This is a genomic window from Metasolibacillus sp., from assembly GCF_025291715.1.
Classification (GTDB): domain Bacteria; phylum Bacillota; class Bacilli; order Bacillales_A; family Planococcaceae; genus Metasolibacillus; species Metasolibacillus louembei.
In genome coordinates, this window is record NZ_JAMBIZ010000038.1 from 1 (window position 1) to 19,328 (window position 19,328).

The 19,328-nt window shown below is 37.8% G+C and carries 20 protein-coding genes; 12 read left to right on the forward strand and 8 right to left on the reverse strand.

Features of this window, described 5'->3' with window-relative positions:
- Window positions 1-776 precede the first annotated feature (776 nt).
- The 4 genes from M3Z76_RS17355 to M3Z76_RS17370 all read right to left on the reverse strand — a co-directional run bounded on the left by M3Z76_RS17355 (window position 777) and on the right by M3Z76_RS17370 (window position 4,434).
- Window positions 777-1,439 (reverse strand): ABC transporter ATP-binding protein, encoded by a 663-nt coding sequence (locus M3Z76_RS17355; RefSeq protein ID WP_293929226.1) that lies wholly within the window; start codon window positions 1,437-1,439, stop codon window positions 777-779.
- Window position 1,440: 1 nt separating this feature from the next.
- Window positions 1,441-2,472: an ABC transporter permease gene (locus M3Z76_RS17360; protein WP_293929228.1), complete on the reverse strand. Its 1,032-nt coding sequence runs from the start codon at window positions 2,470-2,472 to the stop codon at window positions 1,441-1,443.
- A gap of 121 nt (window positions 2,473-2,593) precedes the next feature.
- Window positions 2,594-3,448, reverse strand: a complete 855-nt coding sequence (locus M3Z76_RS17365; RefSeq protein ID WP_293929230.1) for an Rgg family transcriptional regulator — start codon at window positions 3,446-3,448, stop codon at window positions 2,594-2,596.
- A gap of 119 nt (window positions 3,449-3,567) precedes the next feature.
- Complete coding sequence (locus tag M3Z76_RS17370; protein ID WP_293929232.1) at window positions 3,568-4,434, reverse strand: helix-turn-helix domain-containing protein; 867 nt, start codon at window positions 4,432-4,434, stop codon at window positions 3,568-3,570.
- Window positions 4,435-4,738: 304 nt separating this feature from the next.
- Here M3Z76_RS17370 and M3Z76_RS17375 point away from each other — a divergent pair, with 304 nt between their 5' ends.
- The 3 genes from M3Z76_RS17375 to M3Z76_RS17385 all read left to right on the forward strand — a co-directional run bounded on the left by M3Z76_RS17375 (window position 4,739) and on the right by M3Z76_RS17385 (window position 6,075).
- Window positions 4,739-5,173: a DUF4279 domain-containing protein gene (locus M3Z76_RS17375; RefSeq protein ID WP_293929233.1), complete on the forward strand. Its 435-nt coding sequence runs from the start codon at window positions 4,739-4,741 to the stop codon at window positions 5,171-5,173.
- Window positions 5,174-5,253: 80 nt separating this feature from the next.
- On the forward strand, window positions 5,254-5,721 hold the full coding sequence (locus M3Z76_RS17380; protein ID WP_293929234.1) for a GNAT family N-acetyltransferase: 468 nt from the start codon (window positions 5,254-5,256) through the stop codon (window positions 5,719-5,721).
- Window positions 5,722-5,724: 3 nt separating this feature from the next.
- Window positions 5,725-6,075: a hypothetical protein gene (locus tag M3Z76_RS17385; RefSeq protein WP_293929235.1), complete on the forward strand. Its 351-nt coding sequence runs from the start codon at window positions 5,725-5,727 to the stop codon at window positions 6,073-6,075.
- A gap of 10 nt (window positions 6,076-6,085) precedes the next feature.
- Here M3Z76_RS17385 and M3Z76_RS17390 read toward each other — a convergent pair whose 3' ends face one another.
- The 4 genes from M3Z76_RS17390 to M3Z76_RS17405 are packed head-to-tail and all read right to left on the reverse strand — an operon-like array spanning window position 6,086 to window position 11,013.
- The gene (locus tag M3Z76_RS17390) at window positions 6,086-6,976 is read right to left on the reverse strand and encodes a DMT family transporter (RefSeq protein ID WP_293929237.1); all 891 of its coding nucleotides are present in this window, start codon (window positions 6,974-6,976) and stop codon (window positions 6,086-6,088) included.
- Between the two features lie 6 nt (window positions 6,977-6,982).
- Window positions 6,983-8,194 (reverse strand): amidohydrolase, encoded by a 1,212-nt coding sequence (locus M3Z76_RS17395; protein WP_293929239.1) that lies wholly within the window; start codon window positions 8,192-8,194, stop codon window positions 6,983-6,985.
- Entirely contained in the window at window positions 8,191-9,435 is a 1,245-nt protein-coding gene (locus M3Z76_RS17400) for an amidohydrolase (RefSeq protein WP_293929241.1), read from the reverse strand. The genes M3Z76_RS17395 and M3Z76_RS17400 overlap by 4 nt, the downstream gene beginning before the upstream one ends.
- 21 nt (window positions 9,436-9,456) lie before the next feature.
- On the reverse strand, window positions 9,457-11,013 hold the full coding sequence (locus tag M3Z76_RS17405; protein WP_293929243.1) for a glutathione ABC transporter substrate-binding protein: 1,557 nt from the start codon (window positions 11,011-11,013) through the stop codon (window positions 9,457-9,459).
- 225 nt (window positions 11,014-11,238) lie between these two features.
- Between M3Z76_RS17405 and M3Z76_RS17410 the strand changes: the two genes are divergently transcribed.
- The 9 genes from M3Z76_RS17410 to M3Z76_RS17450 all read left to right on the forward strand — a co-directional run bounded on the left by M3Z76_RS17410 (window position 11,239) and on the right by M3Z76_RS17450 (window position 19,236).
- Window positions 11,239-12,096 (forward strand): ABC transporter permease, encoded by an 858-nt coding sequence (locus M3Z76_RS17410; protein WP_293929276.1) that lies wholly within the window; start codon window positions 11,239-11,241, stop codon window positions 12,094-12,096.
- Between the two features lie 12 nt (window positions 12,097-12,108).
- Complete coding sequence (gene nikB / locus M3Z76_RS17415; protein WP_293929245.1) at window positions 12,109-13,029, forward strand: nickel ABC transporter permease; 921 nt, start codon at window positions 12,109-12,111, stop codon at window positions 13,027-13,029.
- A gap of 12 nt (window positions 13,030-13,041) precedes the next feature.
- Entirely contained in the window at window positions 13,042-14,046 is a 1,005-nt protein-coding gene (locus M3Z76_RS17420) for an ABC transporter ATP-binding protein (protein ID WP_293929247.1), read from the forward strand.
- Window positions 14,046-15,029 carry an ABC transporter ATP-binding protein gene (locus M3Z76_RS17425; protein ID WP_406601095.1) on the forward strand — a complete coding sequence of 328 codons (984 nt, stop codon included), beginning with the start codon at window positions 14,046-14,048 and terminating at the stop codon, window positions 15,027-15,029. The genes M3Z76_RS17420 and M3Z76_RS17425 overlap by 1 nt, the downstream gene beginning before the upstream one ends.
- A gap of 81 nt (window positions 15,030-15,110) precedes the next feature.
- A complete protein-coding gene (locus M3Z76_RS17430) occupies window positions 15,111-15,878 on the forward strand; it encodes a sensor histidine kinase (protein ID WP_293929251.1) in 768 nt (255 codons plus the stop codon).
- A complete protein-coding gene (locus M3Z76_RS17435; protein WP_293929252.1) occupies window positions 15,875-16,579 on the forward strand; it encodes a response regulator transcription factor in 705 nt (234 codons plus the stop codon). Before M3Z76_RS17430 ends, M3Z76_RS17435 begins: the two co-directional genes overlap by 4 nt.
- Window positions 16,569-17,816: a hypothetical protein gene (locus tag M3Z76_RS17440; RefSeq protein ID WP_293929253.1), complete on the forward strand. Its 1,248-nt coding sequence runs from the start codon at window positions 16,569-16,571 to the stop codon at window positions 17,814-17,816. The genes M3Z76_RS17435 and M3Z76_RS17440 overlap by 11 nt, the downstream gene beginning before the upstream one ends.
- A gap of 66 nt (window positions 17,817-17,882) precedes the next feature.
- Window positions 17,883-18,590, forward strand: coding sequence for a CoA transferase subunit A (locus M3Z76_RS17445; protein WP_483310186.1), 708 nt, complete (start codon window positions 17,883-17,885; stop codon window positions 18,588-18,590).
- A 1-nt stretch (window position 18,591) separates the two neighbouring features.
- Window positions 18,592-19,236, forward strand: a complete 645-nt coding sequence (locus M3Z76_RS17450; RefSeq protein WP_293929254.1) for a 3-oxoacid CoA-transferase subunit B — start codon at window positions 18,592-18,594, stop codon at window positions 19,234-19,236.
- The last annotated feature ends 92 nt before the right edge of the window (window positions 19,237-19,328 follow it).

The window sequence follows — 19,328 nt, forward strand, 5'->3', positions numbered from 1 at the left end:
TTTTTTATGCTTGGATTATATTACAGAAAATTCAGTTTAATACGATGCGTTGAATTATTTTAATGCGACGCTAGTGATAAAATTACTAATAAAGAAATTTGGGGTGTAGGTTATTCTTATCCTGAGAGAAGTGGTCCTTCAGGTAGAGGACCAGGAACGTTAAGTATTAATGAATCAACAACACTTAATCGTGAATTTACAAATACAATATCAGGAGAATATCCAATAGGTCAGGGAAACATTGCAGCTTCATTAGGGATAACAATTGGGGTTGCACAAACCCATGGAACTAGCTATACAATTACTCTTGCTGCTAACGAAAGGAAAAAAATTATATTTAAAGCTAAATACTATACTTACAGAGTGACACAGAGAGTGTACGCAAATGGACTACCTACTAACAATTATGTATATGCTTATGTTGATGTATTTGATAGTTGGGATTATGACTGGATTAAGCTTTAAAAAATTACAAAATTATTAATTAAGGCTACATGTATTATATTGTATTGTAGTGAAACATACTTTAAAAAGCTGATAACCAATGATATACGGGCATCAGCAAAAAAGAGTATAGTACAAACTGGTACACAAACGAACCCTTCGCAAATGCACTTGCGGGGGGTTCTGCTCTTTTATGATAGAATAAACCATTTAGATTAATTGTCGTTGCGGTTTCTATTTTCTAACTATTTGCAGAAGCAGTAACAAGAAATTCCTATGATAAAAAACTAAAAATGTATAGTGGCTACTCTTGCTAAAATAAGAAGCCGATACTATTGTATAACCCCATCAACCATCTTCACAATGCGGTCAACATATGTTAGCATCTCCTCATCATGTGTAACAATCAATGTAGCGATATTTAATTCTTTTGTGATGCTTTGTAATAGTTCCATCACCTCTTTAGAGCGTGTAGAATCTAAGCTAGCTGTCGGTTCATCTGCAAATAAAATTTTTGGCTGGTGAATAATTGCCCGGGCAATGGCAACTCGCTGCTTTTCTCCGCCTGATAATGAGGCAGGATACATATTTTTGCGATGCTCCATACCAATTAATGATAAAATACGGTCAATTTGCTGCTTTTGCTCATGCTTTGCTGCTACATTTAACATTAGAGTAAGCTGTTCCTCCACCGTTAAAAATGGCACGAGATGTGCAAATTGAAAAACAAAACCAAATTGGCTAGCACGGATTTGACGAATTTGTTCAGCATTCATTGCTGTTAAATTTTTTTCCTCAAAGATAATGTTTCCTGATGAAGCTGACTGAAGCCCTGCTGCAATCGTTAGCAATGTACTTTTACCAGAGCCAGAAGCACCGACTAAAGCGGTCATTTCACCTGCGTGTAAAGTGAGGCTAACTCCTTTTAATATTTCCTCCTGCACATCCCCATTTTGAAAGGTTTTATATACATCTTCTATTGTAAATAACGCCATTTTACCCATCTCCTCGTTGAATTGCTTGTAAAGGTTCAATTTGTTTAATTTGTAAGCCTGAAAGCGTCGCTCCAATAAAACCAATGACTAGGAAAATACCTGCAAACTGTAGTGTTGTCATAAGGGATAAATGAAATGGCATGCCGCTAGGGGCCAATAGCGCAAACGCTTGGCTTAATCCAGTAGCTAGTATCAGTGCGATTGCTGTAATGACAAGCATTTGTATCCAAATAAGCTGAAATAGCTTCATCGTTTTTAAGCCAATTGCCTTCAAAATACCGTACAAACCAATCTTTTGCACATTCATCATATAGAAGAAAATAGCGAATAACATGCCACTAATAACAATTAAAAAGCCAACGATTAAATTTAATGATAATTGTTCTGCTTTATAGCTTGGGATACTCTCAAGCAATGCCTTTGCTGAAAATGCTTGCAATTCATCAATAGCTTGCACCTCTGGATTTGCTATGAAAATTAATTGCATCGCATTACTCCGATACATTTCTTGATAATCCTGTTGGCTAATAAAGGCAACGGGCGCATGGCTATACTTTTGCTCCTGTACAAAGCCTTTGACAATTAACTCGCTATTTAACTGATTGTTCACTAAGCGATCCCCAATTTTGATTCCTTTTTCTTGAAGCGATTCGTCGAGCATCACCTCGCCCTGTTGGATAGATGGAAATAGATTTGAAACTGTCGATGTAACAAAGGCAACACCATGCTGTTGCTCCTCTGTATCATTGACAAAGCCCATTTGAATAGATAGGGCGACAGCATCCTTTTGCTGCTCAAGCACTTCATCCTGTAAATGTTGAGGAATTTGAGACATAGTAAATGTCCCATCTGCCTTTTCTGTCATATAAAACTGCCCATTTGGCAAATTTTTAATCAATGCTGCATTATCCTGCGACAAACCATTTGCCAACCCAGAAATAATCAATGTTAAAAAACTAATCAAAAAAACAATCGAGCCGATAATGATAAATCGCCCTTTATTCCGCTTCATTTCCTTTAAAGCTAAATTCATCTGAAGCACCTCCATTTGTTGATAGCTTTACTATAAAAGGTGAATCTGAACTGGGGATGAACTGATGAAATAAAAAAGACCATCAATTTTTTAATGGTCTTTAAGGATAGCTAGGGCCAAACTATATATTTGTATATTTTTCGAATTCTAAAGTGATTGCGTTTAGTAAAGAATCATCTTCGTATATTTTAGCTAATTCCAAAGCTTTAGTTAAATAAGGTTTATCAGTAGTTGGGTTTAGTTTTTGTAGGCATATTTCTTTTCTATAAAGGCAAACAGCTACTAATGCATAAGGTAATGATTTCAGTTGTTGACTTAATACTTGATTTAAGGTTTCAAGAGCTTTAGCATATTGCTCATTTTTAATTAGTAATAATGAGATATTAATTTGTATACTAGATTTTAATAATCGTACTTCTTCGAATTGTTTATATTTTTTTAAACGCTGAATCATGTTTTTAGATATTTCAAGCGCTGTGTCTACAGGGAAAACGTATAAAATAGAATTTAGTAATAAAAAATCTATTGCATACCAATTATGCAATGTCGACATGCGTTTCCAGATAGGGGTAACAAGTTTTCTAGCTTCCTCCATACCGTGCTCTTTTCCAAGAGATAATAAAGCTAAACAAACTATACGTAAATCCTCTACTAAGAAATCTTCATCATGCTGTAAAAAATCATTAATACTAGTTAGCATCTTTTGTAATTCTGATTTTGAATTATACGGTAGTGAAAAGAAATCTTTTACTAATTGTGCTTTAGGCGGTCTTTGAAAATTCTCATGAATAAAGAAAAATTCATTATAGGTCATATTTAATCTTTCTAATAATTGATGAAAAGCAACAAAGTTAATATCAGATTGATTATGTTCAAATTTTGAAAAAGAGCTTTGGGATAAAATATCTTTTGCTAAATATTGTTGACTATATCCTTTATTTTTACGAATGATTTTTAAAGTTTCTCCATACGTCATGATGTGTGTCCTTTCTAATATCTAAATTTGAATATTTTGTTTTGTCATTAAACATATCATTTAAAATAAAGGGAAAAGAGTAATATGTAAGTAGTAAGGGCTACCAACAAGTTTTTTATTTATAATTGGAGAATTTGTATTAAGTATGTTTGTTCTTCTTTTAGTTTTTCAATTAATTCTTGATCATCAATAATTGTTGCTAAATCGAATAAACTCTTAATACTATCTTCAACATACATACCCTTATTAATTTTTGTTAGTAATAATTGTTTACGTAGCATTGATAAGGCCGTTTGAAAATAAAGTTTTCTTTTCTTAAAGCTTGCTATTACTTGTTCATTTAATTCAAAGGCATTTTTAAAATAACCTTCACGAATTAATAGATGTACTAAATTATATTGAAAAGTAATCGTCATAAGATGATATTTTGTATCTAAACTATGATAGCGTTCCAACTGAGCTATCGCTAATTTACTGATTGAAATAGCTGTTTCGACAGGAAATAAAAATAGAATATTGTTTATTAAATGAATATCAGATAAATACCATGTGTCAAATTTTTGTAGACGCTCCCAAACTTGATGAGCATGAGTGCTAGCAGTATCAAAATTTCCATCTCGTTTTAGTGAGATAAAGCCTTTACTGATAAAATAAATATCTTGAATATACCTATCTTCCTCTGATTGTAGTAATATCTCTGCTTTATGAATGATATCTTCTAATACATGAATATCTATAAATCGAAGCTTTAAAAATGACTGAATAATATAGTCTCGTTCTGTTAATTGATGATTATTATGGATATATTTGAACTCCTCATGGCTAATATCTAGCCTATGTAAAATCCTATTGAAATGCTCTGCTGTTAAATTAATTTTCCCCAATTCAAATTTAGAAAAGCTAGTTTGATGAAGAATGCCTTTGGTAATTTGTATTTGAGAATAGTTTTTACTATTTCTTATCTTTTTTACCGTTGAACCGAGCAATTTAGTATCCTCCTAAAATATGAAATAAGCTTATACGCTTATTTTACAATATCTTGCTATGGGAATTATATGATAATTTCAAATAATTCGTATAGAAGGATAGGAGGGCTAATATGATTCAAGAAGTAGCACTTTTTATTGACTGGCTAATTGGAATTGGAGAGTAAATTTGTGATTTGATTGTATATTTAATACAATGACTATTTTATTTAAGCTAAAAGGGGAAATAAAATAGTCATTGTAGCTTACTTGTGAATGGGATACATATTTTATTAATAACTAATTTCTAAAAGGTGGTTACAAAATGAGGATACAGGCTTATTTTCACTTGCTGAATAAGCAGGAGAGCTTTCCAGTTGAAGAAGTGACAGAGGTTTTGGATTTATTTCCGACGTTTGTTAATGAACATCAGGAGGAACCTTTGTCTAACTCGACGTTTTGTAATTTTACCACTTGGCAATATGGGAAGGAATACTATGAGACGTATGACACGAATCAATTGTTGTTGCCATTAGTTGAGGTGCTTGAGCCGAAGATTAATCAAATTAGACAATTAATTCGCAAATATTCTTTGACTGCAGAAATGGCTATTGTCATGGGGGTTGATGAAGGGCGTATGTTAAGCCTAATATTAGAGCCAAAGGTGTGCAATTTTGCTGCTGCGATTAACGCTAATATAAATATTTATTCTTATGAATTTGAAAGCTTATTTGATGATAATGTTTATTTATTACATTAAAAATTTACTAGCACTTCTAGTACAAACTATGTTTTACTTTGTACTATGATTGCTAGTATATTTTTTGTGAGGTGGGAACGATGGAATTAGTATTTTATGAGGAAAAATTTTCAGAGTTAGTAGCAGATTATGTATTAACAGAGGAACAATTGGATTATACAGACACGCCGCAAGCATGTGTGGAAAAGCAAAAAATGGATTCAACTCGACATTCTATTTTAGCTATGGAGAACAATCAGTTAGTTACCTTTTTTACTTTACATGAGAAGGATGGGGTCAAACCTTATTCGAAAAATTCAGCTGCTATTTTGTTAAGAGCTTTTTCGACAGATTTCCGACATGTTGGTCAAGGCTATGCACAAAAATCTTTAAACCTATTGCCGACATTTGTAAAAGCACATTTTCCAAATGTTAATGAGATTGTGTTGGCTGTTAATGCTACAAATGGTGCGGCACAGCATTTATATAAAAAATGTGGGTTTGTAGATGAAGGCGTTAGAACAATGGGGAAGAAGGGCGAGCTCTTAATTATGAGCCTCCATTTGTAGTTAATGAAAAAAACGTTGCTGCTTAGTTTAGTATTTTGTTTAGCACTAGTAGGCTGTTCAACGGGAAGTCCTACAAATCCAACAGCTAAATCGGTTTTAAAAGATGATGCACAAGCGGATATTTTACAGTATGAAGGTTTAATTTATCAGCAGGTGTCTGACTTGGATATAACCTTTACTAAAGGCGAGAAACTAGGGGAAATTAAGAAAACGACCACTCGTTGGCTAGGTTTTAAAAATCTTTATGCAACACAATTGGCAGTGGGAACAGAGCTTTTTTCAACAAATACGCAGTATATGATTGCGGAGGTAGATGGCAAACAAATTCCTTATATAGCCTTGATAGAAGGATAAACACTCGAACTCATAAAGAGTCCGAGTGTTTTATTTTGTCACTCAGCACAACAGAAATCAGTATTCCTGTTAATACGAGCGTCCCGCCAATAATTTGGCTAGAGTGAATCAAGGCATGCAAAATTACCGCACTTAGCACCATCGTAATGATAGGCTCTAAGTTTAATAAAATAGCCGCATTGGTTGAGCCAACTTTATGCTGGTTGGCATTCCATACGAGATTGCTGACGCCATGTACGAGTATAGCTGAAATGATTAATAAAAGAATGATCGGTAGGTCAGCGCTTTGTCTTGGTACAATTGGTGCAAGGCTCAAAAAAGGGAGTAAGGCAAGGCAACCGATAAAACTTGTGAAAAAAGTAACGCTGAAGCTATCTAATTCTTTTCTTAATACATCCAGTAATACAAGGAAAATGGCAAAGCTAAGCATTGTACAGAAGCTAAAAATTTCCCCAACACCAAACGAAGCGCTAGCACCTTGCTTTGCAGAAATAATTAAGCCTACACCTGTAAAAGAAATAATAGAGCCAAGCCAAAATAGCCAGCCTTTCTTTTCTCCTCGTACAACGCGATTAATGATTCCGGTCATAATTGGTGTCAAAGCTAAAATATAGGCAGCAGTAATAGGGCTAGTCGTTTCTAAGCTTTTAAAGAAGCTAAAGTGATTGATGCTAACACCGAGTATTGCTGCTATGCAAAGCAGCAGCCATTGCTTTGGTCGAATGCGTGCTTTGCGGATTGTTGGAAAGCCAAGTATGCCTAAAAATAAGCAAATGCACAGTAAGCGATAAACGGTTATGTGCAAGGCTGACCAATAATTGACGAGCAGTGCGCCAATAATAAAATTGGAAGCCCACAGGCTAACACAAAAAATAAGAATGACATAAACTTTTAATTTCATAAATAATTAGTTAAAAAACTTTCCTTTGTTCATCAGTGTACGTTTTTTCGGTGGACGTGCAACAGCCTCTGCACTACAGCTCGATGTGACAAAAACAAAGCTTGCCTCATCGCCTGCTTTCGGCCATTGCATTTGACCTTCATTGTTCAGTGGTGTCACACCATTTGTAATATAGCATAAGCTTTGACGCAGTTCACGCTCTGTAATTTTACGTGTTACATCCGCAAATGTACAGGCTTTTTGTAAAATATCGCCTGAGCCGTATGGGCTCCATGAATCGTAGAAGCCATCACAGCCAAAGTGAACGTTAACACCATGCTCTGTTAATAAATCAATTGGTGGGATATTGCGACCTAAATTGAATGGTACTGTCGACATAATAGCAACATTATGCTCCTTTAAGCGCTTTGCCATAGCAATTTGCTCTGGTACTGTGACATCACCTAAGGAGAACGAATGGCTGAAATCTGTTTTTCTTGTAAAACCGTTTTCCTCCACCAAATCAAGCCATTTATCAATCGTATAATAGCCTAAATGCCCATTGTCATGTAAATGGAAATCGACATCAACGTTAAATTCCTGTGCAATATCCATTGTTGTTTGGAGCGATTTTTCAATATCACGGTCAATGCCGCCAGGGTCTAACCCACCAAGCATCGTTGCACCGTTGCGTAAAGCCTCACGTAGTAGGCTAGGTACATCATCGCGCAGCAGCCCATGCTGAGGGAAGGCGATGACATCTGCTGTTACATAATCCTTATATTTATTTAGTGCGGCTAAAACGCCTTCTAAATTTTTCAGACCGATGTATGGGTCGATATTGACATGTGTGCGAATATGGTTTGAGCCAAAGCCTAAAATTTTCTCAATCATTGCACTTGCTCGCTGCTCACAGTTATCTGCTAAAGCGGAAAGCTCTAAAGATTCATAATGTAGACGCTCTTCTAAGCCACTAACTGTACGGCATGCCTTCCACGGTAATGATAAATATGTTTTATCTAAATGATTATGCATTTCCTTGAATGCGGGTAATGCAAGCTGCCCTTGCATATCCTTAGCATTTTCGGGCTGGAATGCTGCATCAGCTGGTGTCATTTGTGCAATTTGTCCAGCAGCATTAATTTCGATATGAAATAAATCCGTTGTTGTTTGGATGCTTCCATCTTCATGTAGCTGCTCACCCGTTTCGAGGCGAACGTTTAATAACCATTGACTCATCGGTAAGCTCCTTTCAATTCAACATTTTCTTGGTGAATCACAGCGCCCTTTGAAATAACGGTTGTGATTGGGCACATGCGTGCAATTGTATGTGCCGAGCTGACCGCATCGACTAGCAATGCATTTGCAGCATCGCCTGCTTTTGGCCATACTTGCTGACCTTCCGCATTTAATGGTGTAATGCCACCTGTTGCATATTTTAATGATTGGCTTATGCGATATTCGTCAATAAATTTAAAGCGCTCGATTAAGACATTTAATTTTTGAATCGTATCGCCTGTACCGAAGGGTGACCAGTGATCTGTTAAGCTGTCATGTCCAACAGAGACATGTACACCGTTTTCGTATAAATATGGGATGGGAATCGTTGACCGATTTTGCCCAATTGGCACAGTTGTTGTGACATCAATATTGAAGGAGGCAAGACGCTTTGTTAGCTTCTCTAAAGGCTCTCCTTGTAAATCAGATAGCGCAATGGCATGGCTAATTGTGACATTGTTTTTAAAGTCGTGCTTCTCTAATAAATCCATCATCACATGGAATTCATGCTCACCAAGTGTGTCACGATCATGTAAATGGATATCGATATGCTTATCGTAGTCCTTAGCAATTTGAATCATCGTCTCTAACGATTGATGCGTTGCACGGTCAACGATAGCAGGGTCTACACCGCCAACATGTGTTGCTCCTTTTTCCATTGCCTCACGCATTAAAGGCTCGACTGCTGAACGGAGTAAGCCATGCTGAGGGAAGGCAACAATATCGTAAGTAATTTGCTCCTTAAAGGATTCTAGTACCTCTATTGTAATATCGATATGCTTTGTGCCGATTTGTGGGTCAACATTACAATGTGAGCGAATATGTGTATGACCATGTGCAATTAAATGCTGCACCATTTTTGTTGCACGTTCTTTTGCGAAGGGCAATTGCTTTGGCAGCAATGTTTGCTCCTCCTCAATGCGCGTTAAAATGCCCTTTGTAATTGGAATCGGCGCTTTCCATTCACCGCTGAAATACGTTTTATCGATATGGATATGCATTTCACGAAAGGAGGGCAGCAGTAGCTGCCCATTCGCTTCAATCACTTCCATGTCAGGCTCGATTTCAATCATCGGTGCAATTTGCTTGAATTGTCCATCCTCAATTAAAATATCGAATGGTGCAATCGTTGTACCTACAATGAAATCATTATCGTATTGATAGCCAGTTTCTAATTGAGCTTGTTTAATCAATCGTTTCATGAAGCAAATCATCCTTCCTACTTATTTAGTAATTTCTACATCTGCAATCATTGTGTAGTTTGAAGCATCTAACCAGAAGTTTTTCACATTGTTGTTGTAAACAGCAAGGTGCTCGTAGTTACGAACTGGAATATAGACTGCTTCATCTAATTCAATTGTCATTGCTTGTTCATATAATTCAGCACGTTTGTCTAAATCTGCTTCACCACGTGCTGCCTCGATTAGCTTGTCCACCTCTGGATTAGAGTAGAAGAAGTGGTTACCTGGTGCACCTTGAGATACTGTATGGAATAAGTTGTATTGGTTATAGTCGCCATCGCCTGTTGCATTACCCCAGCCACTAATAAACATTTGGTGATTTTTATTTGTAATTTCGTTAATAAATGCACCGTACTCCATTACTTGAATTTCTACATTTAAACCAATACCTTTTAGCTGTGATTGAATAACCTCAGCCATATTAATACGCTCTTTACGGTCGCTCGTTAATAATTTAACTGTTGTGCCCTCTGCAACGCCAGCTTCTTTTAATAAAGCTTTTGCTTGCTCTAGGTTGTAGTCATAGCCTTTAACTTTATCAGAATAGCCAACAACCATTGGGCTCATTGCTGAATTTGCTAATGTACCAACATTATCATAAATACCGCTAATAATTGCTTCACGGTCAATTGCGTAGCTAATTGCTTGACGTACTTTGGCATCCGATAATAGGCTATCCTGTACGTTAAAGCCTACGAATTCAACAGCTAAACCTTCTGTACGGAATAAAGACATTGTTGAAGAGTTATCAATGCGGTCTAATTCTGTTACAGGCACTTGGTCTGAAATATGCGCTTCTCCGCTCTCTACCATTGCTAAGCGAGTTGCATCCTCAGGGACGATTTTAAATGTTAGCTTCTTATATGAAGGCTTTTTGCCCCAATAATTTTCATTTGTTGTTAAGTTAATAGATTGACCAGATGTCCAAGAATCAAAGACGAAAGGACCTGTACCAACTGGGTGTGTTTTTAAGCCTTCAGCATTTTCCTTAATAGCTTTTGGACTTAAAATACTACCTTCTTGGCTTGCTAAAATCGCTAATAGCCCAGCATATGGTTGGTTTAATTTGATTGTTACTTGATAGTCGCTATCTGCTGTTACTTCTTCAATCATACCTAGTTTATCACGTTGTGGAGAGCTTGTTGCAGGATCTAATAGACGGTCAAATGTTGCTTTTACTGCCTCTGCATTGAAATCTGCATCATCATGGAATTTGATGCCCTCATTTAATTGAAATACCCAAGTTGTTTCATCTACTTGCTCCCAAGACTTCGCTAATAATGGTGCAAGATTACGATTTTTATCAAATACGACTAATGTTTCATACACTTTGCCATGCACAACATTAGCAGATGGGATATCTGTAATAAAGTGTGGGTCTAAGCTTGTTGCATCAGATGCACGTAAAATAATTAATTCGTCTGCTAAAGAAGAAGTTTCTCCATTAGACTCCTTCTCAGTAGCATTATTTGCTGTGGAGCAAGCCTGTAAAATCGCTACGATTAATAAAAGTAGAAATGCCGCTTTGAACTTTTTCATATGCTCTAACCTTCTTTCGTGTAATGTGTTTTGGTTAACCTAATTGCATTATAGCGAAAAAAATCTTGAAGTATTTTCACAAATCTGACCTCTTCTTTAAATATTCTGACAACTCCGAATATTCGTATTTACTTTCGTGCAAAAGTTTTTTAAATTGAAGACACCATTATCGAACAGGGAGGTAGCAGCATGAGTGAAAATGTTCAAGCGGTGTCATTAAGTCAAATGCGCTCACAAGTAAGAAAGAAGAAACGAAAAGAATTATGGTACAAAATTTATTCAAATAAAGCTGCATTAGCAGGTCTTATTATTTTAGGTATTTATGCACTAATATTAATTTTCGGTCCGCTCGTTGCACCATATGATCCATATGAAATTGATTTGCAAAATAAGTTACAGGGACCGAGCATGGAGCATTTAATGGGGACAGATGATAAAGGTCGCGATATTCTTAGTCGTATTTTATATGGTTCCTATTTAACAGTTGGTGTTGGCTTTTCAGCTGTATTATTTGGTGGCTCGATTGGAATTTTACTAGGCTTAGTCGCTGGCTATTATGGCGGGCGAGTAGATTCAATTATTAGTCGTATGATTGATGTCATGCTAGCATTCCCAGGGATTTTATTAGCTTTAGCGATTGTTAGTGCCTTAGGGACAAGCTTAATCAATGTCACAATTGCTGTCGGCTTCTTCTCTATTCCAATGTTTGCTCGTATTGTACGTGGCTCTACGATGGAAGTGAAAAAGCTAGAGTATATTGATGCGGTGAGAACGCTTGGAGCAAATAATATCATTATTTTATTTAGACATATTTTACCGAACATTTTATCGCCAATTATTATTCAAGCATCGATGCGTTTAGCGACTGCGATTTTATCAGCAGCAGGCTTATCATTTTTAGGCTTAGGCGCACAGCCACCTTCACCAGAGTGGGGAGCAATGCTATCAGCAGGGCGTGATTTCTTATTTAACGCACCGCATATGGCATTATTCCCAGGAATAATGATTTCGTTTTTAGTATTAGGGTTGAATTTATTAGGTGATGGGCTGCGAGATGCACTTGATCCAAGAATGAAGGCATAGGAGGCGGACATAATGGCATTATTTATTGTAAAACGTTTAGCACAGGTCATTCCTGTCATACTTGGCGTAACATTAGTTGTATTTTTAATTATGCAAATGGTTCCAGGGGATTCAGCCGTGATTTTAGCGGGTGAAGGCGCTTCAGAGCAAGCGATAGAGGATTTACGAGAATCGCTCGGCTTAAATAAACCGATTTACGTGCAATATTTCGAATATATTAAAGGTGTTGTGCAAGGTGATTTTGGTAATTCATTAAAAAATGGCAAGCCCGTATTAGAGGAAATTACAACACGCTTACCAATTACCTTTGAGCTTGCGATGTATAGTATTGCAATTACCATTGTTCTAGGCTTAATCGCAGGGATTGTATCAGCAATTCGCCCATATTCTTGGTTAGATATGAGCTTTATGGTGGTTGCATTATTAGGTATTTCGTTGCCAAGCTTTTGGCTAGGGATTTTATTAATGTATACATTTGCTATTAATCTGGGCTGGCTGCCTGTTGCTGGCTGGGAAAGTCCACAGCATATTATTTTACCAGCGATTACGTTAGGGGCTGGTGGTGCCGCAATCGTTGCTCGTATGACACGTTCAAGTATGCTGGAGGTCATTAATCAGGATTTTATTCGCACAGCGAAGGCGAAGGGCTTGAAGGGCTATGTCATTATTTTCAAGCATGCACTACGCAATGCGATGATTCCTGTTATTACAGTAGTAGGCTTGCAGTTTGGTAGCCTTTTAGGTGGGACGGTATTAGTTGAATCAGTTTTTGCAGTCAACGGCTTAGGACGTATGATTGTCGATGCGATTCGCACACGTGATTTGCCAATCGTACAAGGAGGCGTATTAGTCGCTTCATTAATTTTCGTTTTTGTAAATTTAATTGTCGATATTTTATATCGTGTCTTCAATAAACGTATTGATTTGAACTAGGAGGGGATTTTCATGGAACAGCAAAAGGTGCTTGAGGTGAAAAATTTAAAAACACATTTTTTCACAAAGGAAGGTGTGTCCAAGGCGGTAGACGGTGTCTCCTTTTATTTGAATAAAGGTGAAACAATCGGCGTTGTAGGGGAATCAGGCTGTGGAAAATCAATGACCTCCCTATCTATTTTAAACTTGATTCCATCACCTCCAGGGAAAATTGTTAATGGTGAAATTTTATTGCATGGCAAAAACATCGTTGGCCTATCACAGGAGGAGCTGCGCAAAATTCGCGGTAAAAAAATCTCAATGATTTTTCAGGAGCCAATGACGAGTTTAAATCCTGTACTAACAGTAGGTGAGCAAATTGCGGAAACGATTCGTTTACATGAAAAGTTGCCACGTAAGCAAGCATGGGATAAGGCTGTTGAAATGCTGCGTATCGTTGGGATTCCATCGCCTGAAAAGCGTGCAAAACAAGAGCCTTATCAGCTTAGTGGCGGAATGCGTCAGCGTGTTATGATTGCAATGGCTTTAGCCTGTAGTCCAGATGTATTAATTGCAGATGAGCCAACAACAGCACTGGACGTAACGATTCAAGCACAAATATTAGAGATTTTAAAGGATTTACAGCAAAAGATGGGCATGAGCATCATTTTTATTACACATGATTTAGGTGTCGTCTCAGAAATGTGTGATAAGGTGGCAGTAATGTATGCTGGGCAAGTCATTGAGGAAGGGGTAACAGAGCAGCTTTTTGAGGAGCCATTGCACCCATATACACGCGGCTTAATTGACTCGTTGCCGAAGCTTTATGAGGAGCAGGACGAGCTGCAAACAATCGAAGGCTCTGTGCCAAGTCCATATCATTATCCTGAAGGCTGTCGCTATGCGGATCGCTGCCCATTTGCACGAGAGCTATGTCGTGCGGCACAGCCTGAGCTAATTGAAATGGCAGAAGGGCGCAAGGTACGCTGCTATCAATATTCAGAGAAGTGGAATCTACAGGAAAGTGGTGAGCAATGATGGGTGAGGTGCAACCAATTTTAGAGGTGACGAATTTAAAGCAATATTTTTATTTGAAAAAGGAAAAGCTATTTGGCGAAAAGCAGGTTGTGCGTGCAGTGGACGATATTTCCTTTCAGCTATATGAAGGTGAAACATTGAGCATCGTAGGAGAGTCAGGCTGTGGTAAATCAACGACAGGACGCTCGATTTTGCGTTTAGATGAGCCAACAGATGGCAGCATTTCATTGTTCGGTGAAAATTTATTAGCAATGACGCAAAAGCAGCTACGTGTAGCACGCAAGGATATTCAAATTATTTTCCAAGACCCTTATGCTTCCTTAAATCCACGTAGAACGATTCGTCAGATGCTAAGCGAAGCGATGTCCATTCAAGATGTTGTACCGAAGGACAAGCAGGAGGCACGCATGATTGAGCTCATGCAATTAGTGGGTCTACAGCCTGAATATTTAGAGCGTTACCCCCATGAATTTTCAGGTGGGCAACGTCAACGTATTGGGATTGCACGTGCTTTATCGGTCAATCCAAAAATTATTATTTGTGATGAATCGGTATCTGCATTAGATGTTTCCATTCAAGCACAAATTTTAAATTTATTAAAAAAGCTACAAAAGGAATTAGGGCTTACATTGCTATTTATTTCACATGATTTAAGCGTTGTACGCCATATTTCAGACCGTGTCATTGTAATGTATTTAGGGAAAATCGTTGAAATTGCCAATAAGAAATCATTGTTTGCTACACCTGTCCACCCATACACGCGTGCACTTTTTTCAGCTATTCCGACAGTTGAAAAAGGGCAAAAGCGTGAGCGGATTATTTTAAAGGGAGATGTACCTTCACCATTAAATCCGCCAACAGGCTGTCGCTTCCATACACGTTGTCCGTTTGCGACGGAGCAATGCAAGCAGAAGGAGCCGCAATTACTAGAAGTAAAAGACGGACATAGGGCGGCATGTCACTATTGGGAAAACTTTCTATGAGTTGCATGAGGCAAAAAAATTTCTTGGACGATGATTCTATGCTTTAATGAAAGTCACACAACTCAGCAGGAGTGTTGCTGTATGCTTCAATTAGACACATTTAATATGTTTATTATGCTTTGTATTTTGACCCCCATCATCTCCGCGATGCTGCTGGGGTTTATTTCGATTTTTGAGAAGCAAATTGATAGTTTAAAGGAAGAAAAAAGAAGGCTGGAGCTGGAGAAGGATTTGCAATCAGTCAATTTGATGAAGCTGAATCAGCAAATAAAACCACATTTCTTTTTTAATACATTGAATATTATTTTAGGCTTGGCCAGATTAAATCGTAAAGAGGATTTAGTGAAGGCAACAGAGAGCTTAGCACAATTTTTAAAATTTCATTATAAAGATACAGATATGTTAGTGCCTGTATCAGATGAATTAGCGTTGATTCACCACTATTATATTATTCAGAAATATCGCTTTGGTGAGCGACTTCAACTAACTCTCGACGTTTCAGAGCAGGCGAGGCTTGAAAAAATACCGCCTTTTTTACTGCAAACTTTAGTTGAGAATGCCTTTAAGCATGGCTTTGAGAAATACTCTGGACCTGCGGAGATGTTTATTTCCATGCAATTGATAAATGATAGTCTACAGCTGCTTGTGCGCAACTCACAGCATGGTCAATATGAGGAAAATAGCCATGAAGAAAGCGGCTACGGCTTAGCGAATATCGAATCTCGTTTGACGTTATTATATGGCAAGGAAAGCTATCAATTTTATGCGACAAATGAAAATAGCGAGTTTACTGTTTTTATTGAAATACCAATAATGAATGAGCTGGAAGAGGGGGAGGGAGAAAAATGAATTTACTCATTGTAGATGATGAATTTTTAGAAATTGAGCAGTTGGAATATTTGATTAAGCCGCATTTTCCTAATTGGCATGTTTATAAGGCACAGGACGCCTCACAGGCAATGGCATTAGCAAAGCAGCACCGTATTCATTTAGCCTTTTTAGATATTCAAATGCCGGGTAAAACAGGGCTAGAGCTAGCGAAGGAATTGCAGCAGCTATATGAGTTAGACATTATTATGGTTACTGCCTATCAAAGCTTTGATTATGCGCAGCAAGCTATCCGCGTAGGGGTGTCAGACTATTTGACGAAGCCGATTATTGAAGAGGAGCTTATTCAAACGATAAAAAAATACGACAAGTGGTCATCACAAAATGAAACAATTCAAGCGGCATTATCCATTATTCACGAACGCTATGCTGAGAAATTGACCGTCAATTCGATTGCAGCTGAGGTTTTTGTTCATCCAAGCTATTTGAGTAGAAAATTTTTAGAGGTACAGCAAATTGGCTTAAATGAATATATCAACAATTATCGCCTTGAAAAGGCAAGGGCGAGCATGTTAAATAATCCGAAGCTCAGCATTTCGGAAATTGCGGAGCAAAGTGGTTTTAATAGTCAGCATTATTTCAGCGTCGCATTTAAAAAGAAATATGGGATGGCGCCGAGGGAATTTAAGGTGATGGAAGTGAATCACAACAATGAAGCGTAGCATTAGCAGCTTTTTCACATCAAATTTTTACCTAGTTGGCACAGCCTTTGGTGCAAGCTTATTATTAGTGCGTTGGATTACAGGGAATCCACTTATGTCCTCTGAAAAAACATTAATAAAATATGGGCTGTTTTTTGGGATTATTTATACATTTAGCTATGGCTTTGCTTTAGTTGCCCTTGCTTTTTTTGTGAAAAGAGCGGGAGTATGGCAGCCAGCCACCGTATATATTACAGAACGAATTCAGCAGCAAACAACAGGGCGTAACCGCCTTTTTTTTAAAAGCATCGCGTATTTTGCTCAATACGAGCTATGGATTGTGCAATTTGTTGTATTGTATACATTCGCACATATGGTTTTTAGCGACTGGTATTTTCAATTTTTATTTGCCTTTTTAATCATGCTTGTTATTTTCGCCTTTTACACATCAACGAACGGCTTTTATTTATTAGCGATGCTATTTATGATTGCATTGTTTAGCACATTAACGTTTATCCCGATTTATTATTTTGTATTGAATGGGACAACGAAAATTTATGAAGGAATCCGCTTGTATCACCCTTATTTGCTTTATTATAAAAATCCAGAAATTATTTCAGTGTTCATCGCTTATTTATTTGTAGCGATTGGACAAGTACTTGTCGATTTTCCAACATGGTTTAATCTTTCATTTATTAAGCAAGAGAAACGCAAAAATGCTTTATTATCTGCTGCCTTTATTAAAATATTGCTCGGTTTTTCGTTTACCGCAATTTTAATGATTGCCATTTTTAGAGGGTCCTTTGAAAACTTAGAGGTGCTTATACTAACCTTTTTATATAGAGAGGAATCCTTGTGGCTAAGCTATCTATTTGGCATATTTAGCGTTGTTGCGTGCTTCATGGTATTGCTCAATAGCTTGAAGGCATTTCAAGCTGCTAGAAGGGGAAGCATCGCACATACGGCGACAACATTAATATCGCTGTTCCTTATTGTTGGCTTACTATCAGCGATTGAGCAAATTTCCTTGCTTTCGACTGTGCTATTTTTTGGCATGATGAATGCAGTGTTACTGCCATTTATTTATGTGCTGCTATTTACGAATATTCGAATGCCTAGCTACACATATATTATTGTACTAATTTTAGTTGTAGGTAGCGAAGTTTATTTATTTCAAACAGGGCAAATGCTGTTGCCGGTTATTGTATCAATTTTGCTAGCGGCAGGGTTTTTGTTGTGGGTAAGACAAAGACAGTAGCACCTCTTTACTGAAAATCATGCATAAGGTAGAATTTTTAGTAAGCAATGCAGAAAAGGGGTGTTTATGTTGGCTAGTAATAAAGTATGGTCATCATTTAGCGAGGCTGTTGCAGATATTGGGGATGGCAGCATGTTAATTGTTGGTGGCTTTGGGCTTTGTGGTATACCAGAGAAATTGATTGACGCATTAAAGGATAAAGGAACGAAGGATTTAACAGTTGTTAGCAATAATTGTGGGGTAGACGATTGGGGATTAGGTCTACTTCTTGCGAATAAGCAAATTAAAAAAATGGTTGCCTCCTATGTAGGTGAAAATAAAATTTTTGAGCAGCAATTTTTAAGTGGTGAGCTAGAAGTTGAGCTGACACCACAGGGGACATTAGCTGAACGTATTCGAGCAGGCGGTGCAGGCATTCCAGGCTTTTATACAGCAACAGGGGTAGGGACACCAATTGCAGAGGGCAAGGAAGTAAAAATGTTCAACGGTAAGGAGTATTTGTTGGAGGAAGGCATCGTTGGCGATTTTGCGCTAGTGAAGGCTTGGAAGGCAGATACGATGGGCAATTTAGTTTTCCGTAAAACGTCGCGCAATTTTAATCCACTTGCGGCAACAGCAGGAAAAATTACGATTGCAGAGGTAGAGGAAATTGTCGAGGCTGGCGAGCTGAATCCAGATGAAATTCATACACCAGGTATTTATGTACAGCGTGTTTTATTAGGAGAAAATTATGAAAAACGTATCGAGCGACGTGTTGTGAAGGGGGATGCTTAATATGCATGATAGCAGACAATTGATTGTAGCGCGTGCTGTACAGGAAGTGCAGGATGGCATGTATGTCAACTTAGGTATCGGTATTCCGACGCTTGTTGCAGATGCATTACCAGCAGGTGTCAATGTGCTATTGCAATCGGAAAATGGTTTGCTCGGCATTGGACCATATCCAACAGAGGCAGAAGTTGATGCGGATTTAATTAATGCCGGGAAAGAAACAGTTACAGCTGCGCGCGGTGCGGCATTCTTTGATAGTGCAGCATCCTTTGCCATGATTCGTGGTGGCCATATTGATTTAGCTATTTTAGGTGGCATGGAGGTTTCGCAGGAAGGCGATTTAGCGAACTGGATGATTCCAGGCAAAATGGTCAAAGGCATGGGGGGCGCAATGGACTTAGTCGTTGGCGCAAAGCGTGTCGTTGTCATTATGGAGCATGTCAATAAACATGGCGAATCGAAAATTAAAAAGGCTTGTACATTGCCTTTAACGGGGAAAGCAGTTGTGCATCGTTTAATTACAGATTTAGCTGTCTTTGATTTTACAGATGAGGGCATGGTTTTAGTGGAAGTGCAGGAAAGCAGCTCTATAGAGGAAATCCAAGAGAAGACAGAGGCAAGCTTTGTTGTAGCAGAGCATTTGCAGTGAAATGGCAAGAGTGCTGTATGAAAAGTATCACCTTTTCATATAGCACTCTTTACTTTATCATGAATGAACATTGATGCGACGATTTATCCTTG

What these genes read in the sequence shown, in the direction of transcription:
- M3Z76_RS17435 (WP_293929252.1), top strand. Translation starts at nt 15,875, where the DNA reads ATGAATTTACTCATTGTAGATGATGAATTTTTAGAAATTGAGCAGTTG.
- M3Z76_RS17450 (WP_293929254.1), top strand. Translation starts at nt 18,592, where the DNA reads ATGCATGATAGCAGACAATTGATTGTAGCGCGTGCTGTACAGGAAGTG.
- M3Z76_RS17385 (WP_293929235.1), top strand. Translation starts at nt 5,725, where the DNA reads ATGAAAAAAACGTTGCTGCTTAGTTTAGTATTTTGTTTAGCACTAGTA.
- M3Z76_RS17380 (WP_293929234.1), top strand. Translation starts at nt 5,254, where the DNA reads ATGGAATTAGTATTTTATGAGGAAAAATTTTCAGAGTTAGTAGCAGAT.
- M3Z76_RS17355 (WP_293929226.1), bottom strand. Translation starts at nt 1,439, where the DNA reads ATGGCGTTATTTACAATAGAAGATGTATATAAAACCTTTCAAAATGGG.
- nikB (WP_293929245.1), top strand. Translation starts at nt 12,109, where the DNA reads ATGGCATTATTTATTGTAAAACGTTTAGCACAGGTCATTCCTGTCATA.
- M3Z76_RS17390 (WP_293929237.1), bottom strand. Translation starts at nt 6,976, where the DNA reads ATGAAATTAAAAGTTTATGTCATTCTTATTTTTTGTGTTAGCCTGTGG.
- M3Z76_RS17410 (WP_293929276.1), top strand. Translation starts at nt 11,239, where the DNA reads ATGCGCTCACAAGTAAGAAAGAAGAAACGAAAAGAATTATGGTACAAA.
- M3Z76_RS17375 (WP_293929233.1), top strand. Translation starts at nt 4,739, where the DNA reads ATGAGGATACAGGCTTATTTTCACTTGCTGAATAAGCAGGAGAGCTTT.
- M3Z76_RS17430 (WP_293929251.1), top strand. Translation starts at nt 15,111, where the DNA reads ATGCTTCAATTAGACACATTTAATATGTTTATTATGCTTTGTATTTTG.
- M3Z76_RS17420 (WP_293929247.1), top strand. Translation starts at nt 13,042, where the DNA reads ATGGAACAGCAAAAGGTGCTTGAGGTGAAAAATTTAAAAACACATTTT.
- M3Z76_RS17440 (WP_293929253.1), top strand. Translation starts at nt 16,569, where the DNA reads ATGAAGCGTAGCATTAGCAGCTTTTTCACATCAAATTTTTACCTAGTT.
- M3Z76_RS17395 (WP_293929239.1), bottom strand. Translation starts at nt 8,194, where the DNA reads ATGAGTCAATGGTTATTAAACGTTCGCCTCGAAACGGGTGAGCAGCTA.
- M3Z76_RS17425 (WP_406601095.1), top strand. Translation starts at nt 14,046, where the DNA reads ATGGGTGAGGTGCAACCAATTTTAGAGGTGACGAATTTAAAGCAATAT.
- M3Z76_RS17445 (WP_483310186.1), top strand. Translation starts at nt 17,883, where the DNA reads ATGTTGGCTAGTAATAAAGTATGGTCATCATTTAGCGAGGCTGTTGCA.
- M3Z76_RS17360 (WP_293929228.1), bottom strand. Translation starts at nt 2,472, where the DNA reads ATGAATTTAGCTTTAAAGGAAATGAAGCGGAATAAAGGGCGATTTATC.
- M3Z76_RS17400 (WP_293929241.1), bottom strand. Translation starts at nt 9,435, where the DNA reads ATGAAACGATTGATTAAACAAGCTCAATTAGAAACTGGCTATCAATAC.
- M3Z76_RS17405 (WP_293929243.1), bottom strand. Translation starts at nt 11,013, where the DNA reads ATGAAAAAGTTCAAAGCGGCATTTCTACTTTTATTAATCGTAGCGATT.
- M3Z76_RS17365 (WP_293929230.1), bottom strand. Translation starts at nt 3,448, where the DNA reads ATGACGTATGGAGAAACTTTAAAAATCATTCGTAAAAATAAAGGATAT.